Here is a 12,540-nt window from a genome sequence, read left to right as displayed (position 1 = left end):
CCATGCCGATCAATAAGCTACTGGTGATGGGGGTCGCAGGCTGTGGCAAGTCCACGCTGGCTGCGCTGTTGGCCAAGGCGATGGATGCTGAATGGATCGAAGGCGACGACCACCATCTTGAACACAGCAAGGCGAAGATGCGCCAGGGCACTCCCTTGCAGGATGCCGACCGCGAACCCTGGCTGGACAAGCTGGCAACCTTGCTGGCCGCGGCGCCCGGCGATGCCATCCTCACCTGCTCCGCCCTTAAGCGCTGCTACCGGGAACGGCTGCGAGAAGCGGTCCCGCACCTGCGCATAGTGCACGTCGACATTACGCTCTCGGAAGCGATTGCGCGGGTGTCCGCGCGCAAAGGGCATCTGTTTCAGCCAAGTTCGGTGGTCAGCCAGTTCGCCATCCTGGAAGCACCGGCAGGGGAACCTGGTGTGCTTCAAATCCCGGCCGACCAGCCGCTCGATGCGCAAGTCAGGCAGGTGCTGTGCTGGATCGCAGAAGAAACCTCGAGGCAAGACAAATGATGAACCCAGATCTCAAGATGTTTGACCTGAGTGGCCGCACCGCTCTGGTTACCGGCGCAAGCAGCGGCATTGGCCTGGCGCTGGCCGGGGGCCTGGCTCGCGCCGGCGCACGGGTGGTACTCAATGCCCGCCGGAAAGACAAGCTGGACCAGGCAGCCGAAAGCCTGCGAGCGCAAGGTGCCGACGTCCGCACGGTCTCGTTCGACGTGACGCAAAGCACGGCAGTGGCCGAGGGCATCGCGTCGGTGGAAGCCGATGTGGGACCCATCGACATCCTCGTCAACAACGCTGGCATGCAGCGCCGCGCGCCGTTGGAGCAGTTTGAAGAAGCCCACTGGCACGAGTTGATGAAAACCAATGTCGACAGCGTCTTCCTTGTCGGACAGGCAGTGGCTCGCCACATGATCCCGCGCGGCCGCGGCAAGATCATCAACCTCTGCTCGGTGCAGAGCGAACTGGGGCGCCCTGGGATCGCCCCCTACACCGCCAGCAAGGGCGCGGTAAAGATGCTCACGAAGGGCATGGCGATTGACTGGGGTCCTCACGGGATCCAGGTCAACGGCTTGGGCCCGGGCTACTTCAAGACCGAGCTGACCCAGGCCTTGGTGGATAACGCGGAGTTCACCGCCTGGCTCGTGGGGCGCACGCCGTCGCGCCGGTGGGGCGACGTTGAAGACCTCATCGGCGCGGTCGTATTCCTGGCGAGCAATGCCTCCGATTTTGTCAACGGCCACATTCTCTACGTCGACGGCGGCGTGACCGCCACTCTGTAACTCACTGGAATTCACCATGGACGCTCTTGTCATCCACGGCGCCAACGATCTGCGCATCGAAGACGTTGTCACCCCCGATGTGCAGCCGCACGAGATACGCGTGCATGTCCGCTTTGGCGGCATCTGCGGCTCTGACCTGCACTACTACAACCACGGTGGCTTTGGTACCGTGCGTGTTAGCGAACCGATGGTGCTCGGCCATGAGGTAGCCGGCCGCATAGAGGAAGTCGGGCAAAACGTGCGCAACCACGCCAAGGGTGATCGCGTCGCGATCAGCCCAAGCCGCCCCTGCGGCCTGTGCCAATACTGCCAACAGGGTCTGCAGAATCATTGCCTGGACATGCGCTACTACGGCAGCGCCATGCGCACGCCACATGTACAAGGTGCATTCCGCCGTGAAATCGTTATCGAGGAAAGCCAGGCCCATCGCCTTGCCGATACGCTGAGCGACCAGGAAGGAGCAATGGCCGAGCCCCTGTCGGTGGCGCTGCACGCCGTTCGCCGCGCCGGTCCATTGCTGGGCAAGCGCGTCCTTGTGACCGGCTGCGGCCCCATTGGGGCGTTGATCGTGGTGGCGGCGAGGCGTGCTGGCGCGGCGGAAATCATCGTCACGGACATGGGTGCCTACCCTCTGCAGGCCGCCCTCGCGGTGGGCGCGGATGTGACGCTCAACGTCGCCGAACAACCCGAAGCGCTTAAGCCGTACACGGTCGACAAGGGTCAGATCGACGTGCTGTTCGAGGCCAGCGGCAATGAACGGGCATTGCGTGGCGCCATCGACGCCATGCGTCCCCGAGGCATCATCGTGCAAGTGGGCCTGGGCGGCGAGATGACGTTGCCCGTCAATGCCATCGTCGCAAAGGAACTGGATCTGCGCGGCGCCTTCCGATTCCATGAGGAGTTTGCGATGGCCGTCGAACTGCTGAACAAGGGACTGGTCGACGTGAAACCGCTGATCTCCGCCACCGTGCCGTACCAGGACGCAGGGCGCGCATTTGCGTTGGCGGCTGACCGCACGCAGGCGATGAAAGTCCTGCTGGACTTCCAATAACACCACCTCGGGCGCGCCGGCAGCGGCGTCGATCCCGAGACGCTTCCCTGGAGACCTGGATGTTGATAGGCATTCCGCTGCAAACCGCGGAGGGCGAGACTCGTGTCGCCCTCACGCCGGAGACAGCAAAGAAACTGAAGGCGCATGGCCACGTGCTGCGTGTGCAGACTGACGCAGGCTGCGGGGCCTCGATCCCCGATCTGGCCTATGAGTCCGTTGGCTGCGAGATCACCGATGCGGCCGGTGCATTCGGCTCCGACCTGGTGCTGACCGTTCGCCCGCCCGCGCTGGCAGACCTGTCCTTGATGAAGCCAAGTGCCGTACTGGTAGGCATGCTCGATCCCTTCAACAAGGACAACCTTGCTCGTCTGGCGGCGGCCGGCCTTACCGGCTTCGCGCTGGAAGCCGCCCCGCGCACCACCCGGGCACAGAGCATGGACGTGCTCTCATCGCAGGCCAATATCGCCGGATACAAGGCCGTCATGATGGCTGCCGACCGCTACCAGCGCTTCTTCCCGATGTTGATGACGGCTGCCGGCACCGTGAAGGCAGCCCGGGTGGTGGTTCTTGGCGTCGGCGTGGCCGGCCTGCAGGCCATCGCCACGGCCAAGCGCCTTGGCGCGGTGGTCGAAGCTTCGGATGTCCGGCCCTCGGTGAGGGAACAGGTTGAGTCCCTGGGTGCCAAGTTCATCGAGGTTCCCTACGAGACGGCCGAGGAGAGGGAGGCGGCCGAAGGCGCAGGCGGCTATGCCCGCCCCATGCCAGCCTCGTGGCTCGAGCGCCAGAAGGTAGAGGTCGCCAAGCGGGTGACCCAGGCCGACGTGGTGATCTCCACTGCGCTGATCCCAGGGCGAGCCGCACCGTTACTGATCACCGAGGAAATGGTGCAAGGCATGAAACGGGGCTCGCTGATTGTAGACATTGCCGCTGGCAAAGGTGCTGATGGCGTGAGCGGAAACTGCCCACTCACCGAAGCGGGCAGGACGGTGGTCAAGCATGGCGTGACCATCGTAGGCGAGACAAACCTGCCCGCACTCGTGGCTGCCGATGCATCGGCCTTGTACGCCCGCAACGTGCTCGACTTCCTGAAGCTGATTCTGCCCAAGGACGGGGGGCTCACGATCGATGAAAGCGACGACATCGTCGCCGCCTGCCTGGTCACCAAGGACGGAACGGTACTGAGAACCTGAGGAACATCACTATGGAAGCGGTCTCGCACACCATCATCAATCTCACCACCTTCGTGTTGGCCGTCTATGTTGGCTACCACGTGGTATGGAACGTCACGCCGGCCTTGCACACACCACTGATGGCCGTGACCAATGCCATCTCGGCCATCGTGATTGTCGGCGCCATGCTGGCAGCCGCACTCACCGAGACCACGCTGGGCAGGGTCATGGGGGTACTTGCCGTCGCCTTGGCCGCCGTCAATGTCTTCGGCGGCTTCCTGGTAACGCGCCGGATGCTGGAGATGTTCAAAAAGAAGGACAAGAAGCCTGCGGCTATTAGAGAGGGGGCAAAGTGAACCTGGATTTCATCAGTCTGAACGTGGTTACCCTGCTTTACCTGGTGGCCAGCGTCTTCTTTATCCAGGCCCTGAAGGGCTTGAGCCACCCCACCACTTCGATCCGCGGAAACCGCTTCGGCATGACCGGGATGGCCATTGCCGTGCTCACAACCGGCACACTGATCCTCAAGCTTGCCGGCGGGAGCCCGCTAGGCCTTGGCTATGTTCTGCTTGGACTGGTGATCGGGGGCGGTGCCGGCGCATTCATGGCCCAGCGCGTCGAGATGACCAGGATGCCGGAGCTGGTGGCCTTCATGCATAGCATGATCGGCCTCGCGGCTGTGTTTATCGCGGTGGCTGCGGTTGCGGAACCGCATGCTTTCGGCATTTCGCCCAAAGCCCACGCGATTCCGACCGGCAACCGGCTGGAACTCTTCCTTGGCGCTGCGATTGGCGCGATCACCTTCTCCGGTTCGGTCATCGCCTTCGGCAAGCTATCCGGCAAGTACAAGTTCCGCCTGTTCCAGGGCGCCCCGGTGCAGTTCGCGGGCCAGCACATGCTCAACCTGCTGCTGGGCCTGGCCACCATCGGCCTGGGGGTCGCATTCATCGCCTCCGAGAGCTGGCCGGCGTTCATCGCGATGCTGGCACTGGCCTTCCTCATGGGCGTGCTGATCATCATTCCCATCGGCGGCGCCGACATGCCGGTCGTGGTGTCGATGCTCAACAGTTATTCGGGCTGGGCGGCCGCGGGCATCGGCTTCAGCCTCAACAACAGCATGCTGATTATCGCGGGTTCGCTGGTGGGCAGCTCCGGCGCGATCCTGAGCTACATCATGTGCAAGGCGATGAACCGCTCCTTCTTCAACGTGATCCTGGGCGGCTTCGGCGGTGAGGCAGGCAGTGTGCAAGCGGGCACGATCCAGCAGCGTAGCGTCAAGAGCGGCAGCGCCGACGATGCCGCCTTTATCCTGGGCAATGCCGAGACAGTGGTGATCGTGCCAGGCTATGGACTAGCCGTAGCCCGCGCCCAGCATGCGGTCAAGGAACTGGCCGAGAAGCTCACGCACAAGGGCATCACGGTGAAGTACGCCATCCACCCCGTGGCAGGGCGCATGCCGGGCCACATGAACGTGCTGCTGGCTGAAGCTGAGGTGCCTTACGACCAGGTATTCGAGATGGAGGACATCAACAGCGAATTTGGCCAGGCCGACGTGGCAATCATCCTGGGCGCCAACGACGTGGTGAACCCCGCAGCGCAGCAGAAGGGCAGCTCGATCTACGGCATGCCCATTCTGGAAGCCTACAAGGCAAAGACCATTATCGTTAACAAGCGATCGATGGCCGCTGGCTATGCGGGCCTGGATAACGAACTGTTTTATCTGGATAAGACCATGATGGTTTTCGGCGACGCCAAGAAGGTGGTCGAGGACATGGGCAAGGCCGTGGAGTAACTGCGCCACGGACAGAAGAGCGGGCCTCGCGCAAGCATAAGCCGACACTATTTCCCCATAGGCAAGTCGTCTTGGTCAGCAAAGGCGGCAAGGCGTTTAATTTCGAACAAGGCAAGTTACTTTGTTTTCTCGGCCCAGTCGTCACCACCGCAGGAATCATCAAGTAAAGGCCGCGTTCGCTTCGCCAACACCATCGCGGCACTGAAGTAGAGCGAACGCGGACAGTCCCAGGTGCGCACTGCGACCAGCGGGCTTCCAACCCCATTTGGCCAGACACTCCGAATGTCAGCCACCCTTGCGCGCAAGGCGGCTGGGAGCGGATTCGTGCGTCCGGCAACCGAGCATCACAACAATGGCATGTAGCACACTGAAAGGGAGTGAAAATGAAAAGATCGCTTATGACCGCCGCTGTTCTCGGGACCATTTCCGGTGCGGCGCACTCGCAAAGCAGCCTGTCGCTATACGGCGTCATCGACGTCGGCATACGCTACAACACGCATCAAAATGCCGCCGGCGACAGCAAGATCGGCATGGGCAACGGCGGCCCGCTGTCGGGCAGCCGTTGGGGCATGATCGGCACCGAAGACCTGGGCGGCGGCAATAAGGCACTCTTCCAGCTCGAGTCCGGATTCACACCCGGCACCGGGGCGACCCAGCAATCGACACCGTCCGGCAATGCGCGCCTGTTCGGCCGAACCGCGCTCGTCGGCCTCTCGTCGCCAACCTACGGCGACATCACGCTGGGCCGTCAATACACGCTGGTCCACGAGATGGCGTTCCTCCATGACGTGTACGCCCTGTCAAACTATGTCGGCACACTCGGCTTCCAGGGCGCGGGACTTACCGGCGGCGGCCGGCTGGACAACACCGTACGCTATTCCTCTCCCACCTTCGGTGGCTTCAGTTTCAAGGGCGCCTACACGTTCGGCGAAATCGCTGGTGACGCCAAGCGGTTCTCATCTCCCGGCGTGGCGGCTTCCTACGACAATGGCCCACTGAGCGTCGGCGCGGCATTCCAGATCATCAACAATATCGGTGGGCTTACGCCAGCTACGACAGCCTATGGCAGCACGTACTTCGGCATCCTGATCCCCGACAGCACCCAAAAGGTGTTCACCGTAGGCGCGACCTACAAGATCGGCGCGGCCAAGCTATACGCCTCCTACATCTATAGCAACGTCTACCCGGCGGGCTACCGGAACGATTCGTTCTCTGCGGCGGTAAGCTACGCACTGACTCCCTCGCTTGAACTGAAACTGCCCGTCTACGTGGATTTGCTCAAGCACGGTGGAAAGAACGGCACACGCATCACCGGTGGCCCGCTGCTGGACTACAGCTTTAGCAAGCGCACCGATGTCTACGCGGGCGTCGACTATACAAAACTGACGGGAGCGTGGCGGACGCTGGCGGGTACACCGGGATTCACGCTGCCGGTCAGCGGACGCGATTCCGTGTTCGAAGCCACGGTCGGCTTGCGGCATAAGTTCTGACCAAACGGTGGCCTGGGATCGGCGTTCATTGCGGTGCCATGCCATTCATCAATTCTGGTTTGGTATAGCGGCCCCGCTGACGCGGGGGTGTCTTTTTTGGGCGGGGTTTTGATGCTTCTAGCTGCTGTCGCGGCTGTACGGGGTTGGCCGTTTTGGAACGTGTGAGATGTCACTTTTCTTTACTCGTAAAGAAAAGTAACCAAAAGAAAGCGATCCTTGCAGGAGGCTGGCTTATTGGGGTTACGTAGCCCGGTGGTTTCGTCGTCAGGCCCCGGGTTTTAATGGACTCGTGCCGTTACCGGTTTGAATGGCCACGATCCTGTTAATGACGCCGGTTTCGTGGTGAGGCCCCCGGTAGCAGCATCCCTGCCTATTCACCCATCTGCCGGTACCGGCGCAAAGCGCCACGATATATCACGCCGTGATGGTTTCGTGGTGGGGTGGGCACGGTGGTAATCTCCTCGGAATTATTTTTTCGGTGCCACCGCGCCCACGACGAAAACGGGACGCCTGCGACTTCGTGGCCGCCCGCGCCGCGAGCGACAGACGGCTTGAAATTCGTGGTGGCCGCTACCGGGGGGACCACCACGAATCTCTGGGCATTGGCAGGGTCGTGGTGATCTAAACTGGTAACGGCACGAGTCAGTTAGAACCCAGGGCCTGACGACGAAACCATTGGGGTCCCCAATGACGCCACGCCAGCCTCCTGCAAGGATCGCTTTCTTTTGGTTACTTTTCTTTACGAGCCGCGAGTAAAGAAAAGTGACATCTCACACGTTCTAAAACGGCCAACACCGTACAGCCGCGACAGCAGCTAGAAGCGCTAAAACACCGCCCACTCACGCTATTCTGCATCAGCAGCTAGAAGCATAAAAACCCCGCCCACAAGAGACACCCCCGCGTCAGCGGGCACCTCGCGCTCCACTGCGGGGACGGGGCGCGTTCATACCATCCTTTCTTTACGAGCGGCTGTAAAGTGCACAGGAGAGCTACTCGTTTCCGCTATCGCCCCCCGTGACACGGCGCTTTCGCGTGACTACAACAGCTTCCTTCGACTCACTGCCGACGTTCGTGCGCCCTTCGGGACGAACGCCTGAACCCGACGGACGCGTACTAGTCGCTACTTGAATGGTCGATATCGCTCGCTTGTAGACAATCTGCATGCCACCGGGCCCGCTGAGCATCACCACGAACTGGTCGAATGACGCGATTGAACCGGTCAGCTTGATTCCGTTGACCAGGTACACCTCGACACGCTTCCGCTCTTTGCGCGCTGTGTTCAAGAAATCGTTCTGCGAATTAGTGGGGATAGACTGCATTGTTTAGCGCAGATTGAGGGCAGCAGCCGTCATTGCTTTAGTGAACGACGCCTGCCACCGTTACAAGGTGGACAAAAGCTCGAAACAGTTGAACCGTGGAAACGGAGGCTCTACCTCTGTCACCTGAATGTCAGCCACGAGCGCGGCCGCATAGCCATCGCTCATCCAATCGTACATCTCTGCGAGCACCGCTGGTGAGCCCTGCAACATTGCCTCGACCGACTCGTCCATGCGGTTCCGAACCCAGCCCGTGATTCCCAAGGCCCGCGCCCGCTGGATGCACGCTTCGCGGTAGCCGATGCCCTGCACTCGGCCGCTCACCCGCACTAACCACGTCTCTAGCGTGCCGCCCTCATTGATTGATTTCACGCTCGCCCTCCAGTTGCACCCGATGCACAACAATGGCCAGACCCTCGTAGCGCCCTATTTCCTCCGCCGGCGAGGTAGGACTCCAGTATGACCTCAGGCTGCTGAACACAGGCCAAGCGGGAATGTCCTCCATGTCACAAAGCGGTAACGCGAGCATGGAAGCCGGGGAGCCCAAGCGCGCTTCGTGAGAGCAAGTCACGCCGCATCCTGGTGGAAAGTGTGAAGCCGAGCTGACTTTCCATGAGGGCCGATTGCTGGTGGGACAGTATTTTCTGGATTGCAGCGCGAAGTAGCACGATTACTTCCATCGCGCGCAGCTTCCGGTTGCGCCGACCTACAGTTCTCGATATATTTTATGGGACCCCGACTCCACCGACTAGGTACGCCCATGACCGTCTATGTCGCACACAATCGGACCAATGCGGTTGAACGCATCAATTCTCGGATGGAGGGTACGGTAGACCTCGACTATGAGAGCGCCTGGGAGGATGCCTTCGAGCTTGGAAGGCTAGGGCAGCAATATGGCGTCGCCGTGCAGTTCCGCACCATCGAGCATGTCGCTGTGCGCTCTCCGGAAGCCCTTGTTCGTGGATTACGAGCACCGAAGCTCACATTCAGGCAGCGGCACCTATATTGCATGTTCGATTTGACCGCGCTGCCGGAGGCCTGCCTGTGCGAACTGGAGGCACGCGCCATTCAGCATGGTGACTACATTCTGGCTGGGCACCTGCTGAAAGAATCTACGCTCTCCTGGGAGTGACCAGAAAGCCCTGCTGAGCCCGCCACCAATATGCTGCGCAAGCGCCAGCCGCCTCATCACTCCTCAGGTGGCCTTGGTCCAGCATCACGAGGTTTTTCGCGCTCGCATGCATTGCAAGATAGGCGCCCCGGCCACATGCAATGCGGCACGCTCGGCACGCCTATTCGTTCTCCTGCGGGGGATAATCGGTTCTACCTACGAACAATCCCTACGCGCTAAAGCGCGAGGACAAACGTAGGATACGGGGACAAGCTTGGCATGAAGGAGTGCCTCATGCGCCCCCGCTACGCGACTGAAAATGATTTCCCCGAGGTGGAGGCGCTCCTGCGTGCTTGCGCACTACCCATCGAGGGCGTGCGCGCACATATCGAACGGTACATTGTGGCGCGGGACAACGCAGGCCTTCTTGGATGTGCCGGTATCGAGCAATATGGTGCGGTCGGTCTCCTGCGAGGGCTAGCCGTTGCGCAACGCGCGCGGTCTGCTGGCCTCGGAGAGCTTCTGATTTCCACCATCGTCGCTGATGTCCGGCAACGCGGTGTCGAGTCGATTGTATTGCAAACCACGTCCGCTTCTGCCTACTTCGCGCGCCTCGGGTTCGCGCCAATCACCGCGTCAGAAGTGCCTCGAGCCTTGCCCCCATTGAAGGAATTTCCGCTAGGCAATGCGGCTGAAGGTACCGTGATGCAAATTGCCTTATAGAGACCTGTGGTGTCGATGCAGGCACGTTTTAGGCCAGCTTCCCGGCATCGGCTGCGAATTGCTTGACCCGATCTCCTAATCTGAGGGTCCCGCGGTGTGAGGCAAGCCGAGCAGTGATGGTGGTCCATCCAAGTCGACACACACGCGAGAATCTTCCTTGATTGTGAAGCACCTGCAAATCAGCCGCACATCGATGCGATTCAGTGGGTGACCGACACCACCTGCCCGGAAATGTCTTCCAAGATACATTTTCTGTAGACCTGTGCGACCACCGCCGCCCGAACACCCTTGGTGGGGTCGCGTCCTATCGCCTCGAGCGTCTCCCATACCCATCCCGGGCTGACGACATTCACGCGAATCTTGCCCTGCAATTCAAGGGCCGCTGCCCGAGCGAACGCCTCGATGCCGGCGTTCACGATGCTCACTGCAGCGCTACCGAGCGTCGGATGCTGCGCGAGCACGCCGCTGGTGAGTGTGATCGAGCCGCCCTGGGTAATGTATGGGACCCCATACCGGACAAGATTGGCCTGCCCCATCAGTTTATTGGCAAGGCTGAATGCAAAATCATCGTCGGTCAGGGCATCCAAGGGGGCGAATTTCGCAGTGCCGCCTACGCAGACCACCGCGTCAACCGTACCCACTTGTTTGTACATCGCCAGAATCGACTGCTTGTCGGAGATGTCCGCCGAGACCGCCGAACCGTTACGACTGGCCCCTATCAGGTCATGCTCTGACGACAGCAAACCCACAATTTCTTTCCCAAGGAGCCCTGTGGCTCCAACGACCAGTATGCGCATACGTCCTCCTGATGACAGATCATGAGGGTAGCCAATGGCTCACAGCACCCAACTCGTTGTCAAGACGAAATAGCCTGTAGCAGAGCATGAACTTACCGCAACTGCGCGGGGGCAGTTAGTGGTTGAGCACCGAGCGGCAAGGAATGGCCACACTCTCGCAAGCGGTCGCCCTGCCATTTCCGCAACCTGCGCATTTGCGGTAGCTATTAAGCATAGGACACTCCTCGAAACGGAGGGTGCAAAGGTGTAGCCGTTTTCCCGCGCCGGCCGGCAGATTGTTCCCACGCACGACTATGTCTTTCCCGCTTCTGATTCGCCGCCAGCAGCGTCTGATTGCCGGTCCAAACGTCGAAGACGAACGGTCATTTCCTTCTCAACTTGTTTGTCGCCGTGGTCTCTTGCGACCTCGATTCCCTTCTGAAACGCAAGACGCGCCTTCACATCCTCGCCAAGCTCCACATAGAGAACACCGAGTGCACGCCAAGCGCCCGAATAGTGCGGGTCTAACTCTGTAGCTTTGACCAGATGGGGAACCGCCGCGGCCAAGTCTCCTTGTTGCTGGTACGCCAATGCAAGCGTGACTCTAAGCAGTGCGGAGTCCTGGCCAGCTGCGAGTCTTCGCTCCAGTGGCCCTATCGAGAACTTTGGCGTGGTCATGCCCCCCCCTTTCCGTCTACGCCCGTCAAACCGACGCTTGAGTGTACCTCTCGCTGCGGTCTCACAATCGCTTACAAGCCGATTGCGTGTTCGGTGATAGGCTCACCACCATGACAGCCGATGGTGGTGCATGACCATCGCGCTGCTAAGTGAAGAAGAAGACAAACATATGCCTTCAGTATCACTAGAGCGTGCCGCAGGCTTCTCTTAGCCTAAGGAAGCGCAAGTTGGAGTCACTTCATCATGTTGACCGACGTTCAACTACGTTCGGCCTCTCATTCCGATTGGGAGCAAGTCGTTGCACTGCTTGAGCGCTGCAGGCTACCTGCCGCGGATGTTGTCGAAATTATCGAGAACTTCCACGTCGCGCTGTGCGACGGCCACATCGTTGGCTGCGCAGCGGCAGAACACCATGGAGAGTCCATCCTCATCCGCTCGGTAGCAGTTGAACCTGAATACCGCGAAAGGGGCATCGCCAGCCGATTGGTTGAGGCCCTCTTGATGCGGGCCCGCGGCAGGGAGGCGCGAGACGCCTATCTCCTGTCTACTGTGGCCCCAGCCTATTTCGCGCGCTGGGGATTCTCCCTTACCCCTGCTGAAGAAGCACCGCCGGAAGTCAAGGCATCATCTGCGTTTCAACGTGCTATTCAAACGTCCGCGCTCTGCATGCGGTGCGAGTTATGCTAGCCCAGAGAAAGCCGATTGACGGCCACGTTACCTCACGATGGCGGCGTGCATGTATCTGCGGCCTCGTCAACTTCCAGCACCGCCTTGTTACAGGTCGTAACTGGAGATGACCCGCTTTTTCGGACAGTGCCTATCTTGAGTAAACAGGAGGTGCACCATGCCGAAACCGCGCCCACCGTACAGCGCTGTCTTCCGTCAACAAATGGTTGACTTGGTCCATGCCGGTCGCCGCCCCGAAGATCTGGCCAAAGAGTTCGAACCCACGGCTCAGACCATTTACAACTGGGTTGCACAGGCCGAGCGTGACGCAGGCACACGTCATGACGGCCTGATCAGTGCCGAGCGCCAGGAGCTCACACGGCTACGCCGTGAGAATCGGCAGCTCAAAATGGAGAGGGAGATACTTGCAAAAGCCGCGGCCTGGTTCGCCCGGGAGACCGACTCGCTGCCCGACAA

15 protein-coding genes are annotated in these 12,540 nt (G+C 60.6%); 11 read left to right on the top strand and 4 right to left on the bottom strand.

All coding sequences use genetic code 11. The features are described 5' to 3' along the window. Positions 1–2 precede the first annotated feature (2 nt). The 7 genes from ACGLHR_RS17005 to ACGLHR_RS16975 all read left to right on the top strand — a co-directional run bounded on the left by ACGLHR_RS17005 (position 3) and on the right by ACGLHR_RS16975 (position 6,793). Positions 3–518, top strand: a complete 516-nt coding sequence (locus ACGLHR_RS17005) for a gluconokinase (RefSeq protein WP_400095383.1) — start codon at positions 3–5, stop codon at positions 516–518. Next, positions 518–1,291, top strand: a complete 774-nt coding sequence (locus ACGLHR_RS17000; protein ID WP_400095453.1) for a glucose 1-dehydrogenase — start codon at positions 518–520, stop codon at positions 1,289–1,291. The genes ACGLHR_RS17005 and ACGLHR_RS17000 overlap by 1 nt, the downstream gene beginning before the upstream one ends. A 16-nt stretch (positions 1,292–1,307) precedes the next feature. Next, positions 1,308–2,342: an L-idonate 5-dehydrogenase gene (locus ACGLHR_RS16995; protein ID WP_400095381.1), complete on the top strand. Its 1,035-nt coding sequence runs from the start codon at positions 1,308–1,310 to the stop codon at positions 2,340–2,342. Between the two features lie 59 nt (positions 2,343–2,401). After that, the gene (locus ACGLHR_RS16990; protein WP_400095379.1) at positions 2,402–3,532 is read left to right on the top strand and encodes an NAD(P) transhydrogenase subunit alpha; all 1,131 of its coding nucleotides are present in this window, start codon (positions 2,402–2,404) and stop codon (positions 3,530–3,532) included. An 11-nt stretch (positions 3,533–3,543) separates the two neighbouring features. After that, entirely contained in the window at positions 3,544–3,867 is a 324-nt protein-coding gene (locus tag ACGLHR_RS16985; RefSeq protein WP_400095377.1) for an NAD(P) transhydrogenase subunit alpha, read from the top strand. 11 nt (positions 3,868–3,878) lie between these two features. Further along, positions 3,879–5,303, top strand: a complete 1,425-nt coding sequence (locus tag ACGLHR_RS16980) for an NAD(P)(+) transhydrogenase (Re/Si-specific) subunit beta (RefSeq protein WP_400095452.1) — start codon at positions 3,879–3,881, stop codon at positions 5,301–5,303. A gap of 383 nt (positions 5,304–5,686) precedes the next feature. Beyond that, positions 5,687–6,793: a porin gene (locus ACGLHR_RS16975; RefSeq protein ID WP_400095375.1), complete on the top strand. Its 1,107-nt coding sequence runs from the start codon at positions 5,687–5,689 to the stop codon at positions 6,791–6,793. Positions 6,794–7,782: 989 nt separating this feature from the next. On the opposite strand, the gene hfq is transcribed toward ACGLHR_RS16975, so the two are convergent. Both hfq and ACGLHR_RS16965 read right to left on the bottom strand, forming a co-directional pair. Continuing rightward, on the bottom strand, positions 7,783–8,112 hold the full coding sequence (gene hfq, locus ACGLHR_RS16970; protein ID WP_400095373.1) for an RNA chaperone Hfq: 330 nt from the start codon (positions 8,110–8,112) through the stop codon (positions 7,783–7,785). Between the two features lie 60 nt (positions 8,113–8,172). Next, on the bottom strand, positions 8,173–8,481 hold the full coding sequence (locus ACGLHR_RS16965; RefSeq protein WP_400095371.1) for an acylphosphatase: 309 nt from the start codon (positions 8,479–8,481) through the stop codon (positions 8,173–8,175). A 388-nt stretch (positions 8,482–8,869) separates the two neighbouring features. Between ACGLHR_RS16965 and ACGLHR_RS16960 the strand changes: the two genes are divergently transcribed. Both ACGLHR_RS16960 and ACGLHR_RS16955 read left to right on the top strand, forming a co-directional pair. After that, the gene (locus ACGLHR_RS16960; protein WP_400095369.1) at positions 8,870–9,241 is read left to right on the top strand and encodes a PHA-granule associated protein 4; all 372 of its coding nucleotides are present in this window, start codon (positions 8,870–8,872) and stop codon (positions 9,239–9,241) included. A 273-nt stretch (positions 9,242–9,514) separates the two neighbouring features. Beyond that, a complete protein-coding gene (locus ACGLHR_RS16955; protein WP_400095367.1) occupies positions 9,515–9,943 on the top strand; it encodes a GNAT family N-acetyltransferase in 429 nt (142 codons plus the stop codon). Between the two features lie 200 nt (positions 9,944–10,143). On the opposite strand, the gene ACGLHR_RS16950 is transcribed toward ACGLHR_RS16955, so the two are convergent. Next, positions 10,144–10,740, bottom strand: a complete 597-nt coding sequence (locus ACGLHR_RS16950; RefSeq protein WP_400095365.1) for a short chain dehydrogenase — start codon at positions 10,738–10,740, stop codon at positions 10,144–10,146. Between the two features lie 291 nt (positions 10,741–11,031). After that, entirely contained in the window at positions 11,032–11,397 is a 366-nt protein-coding gene (locus ACGLHR_RS16945; RefSeq protein ID WP_400095363.1) for a tetratricopeptide repeat protein, read from the bottom strand. 243 nt (positions 11,398–11,640) lie between these two features. Between ACGLHR_RS16945 and ACGLHR_RS16940 the strand changes: the two genes are divergently transcribed. Together ACGLHR_RS16940 and ACGLHR_RS16935 are read left to right on the top strand one after the other, a co-directional pair. After that, on the top strand, positions 11,641–12,084 hold the full coding sequence (locus ACGLHR_RS16940; RefSeq protein WP_400095361.1) for a GNAT family N-acetyltransferase: 444 nt from the start codon (positions 11,641–11,643) through the stop codon (positions 12,082–12,084). Between the two features lie 157 nt (positions 12,085–12,241). Next, positions 12,242–12,540 (top strand): transposase (locus tag ACGLHR_RS16935; RefSeq protein WP_400095359.1); only part of this gene is annotated, 299 nt, incomplete at its 3' end.

It is taken from the genome of Cupriavidus sp. CuC1, from assembly GCF_044627735.1.
Taxonomy (GTDB): domain Bacteria; phylum Pseudomonadota; class Gammaproteobacteria; order Burkholderiales; family Burkholderiaceae; genus Cupriavidus; species Cupriavidus ulmosensis.
Note: the sequence above shows the minus strand (reverse complement) of the source record. Positions and strands in the feature narration are given on the sequence as shown.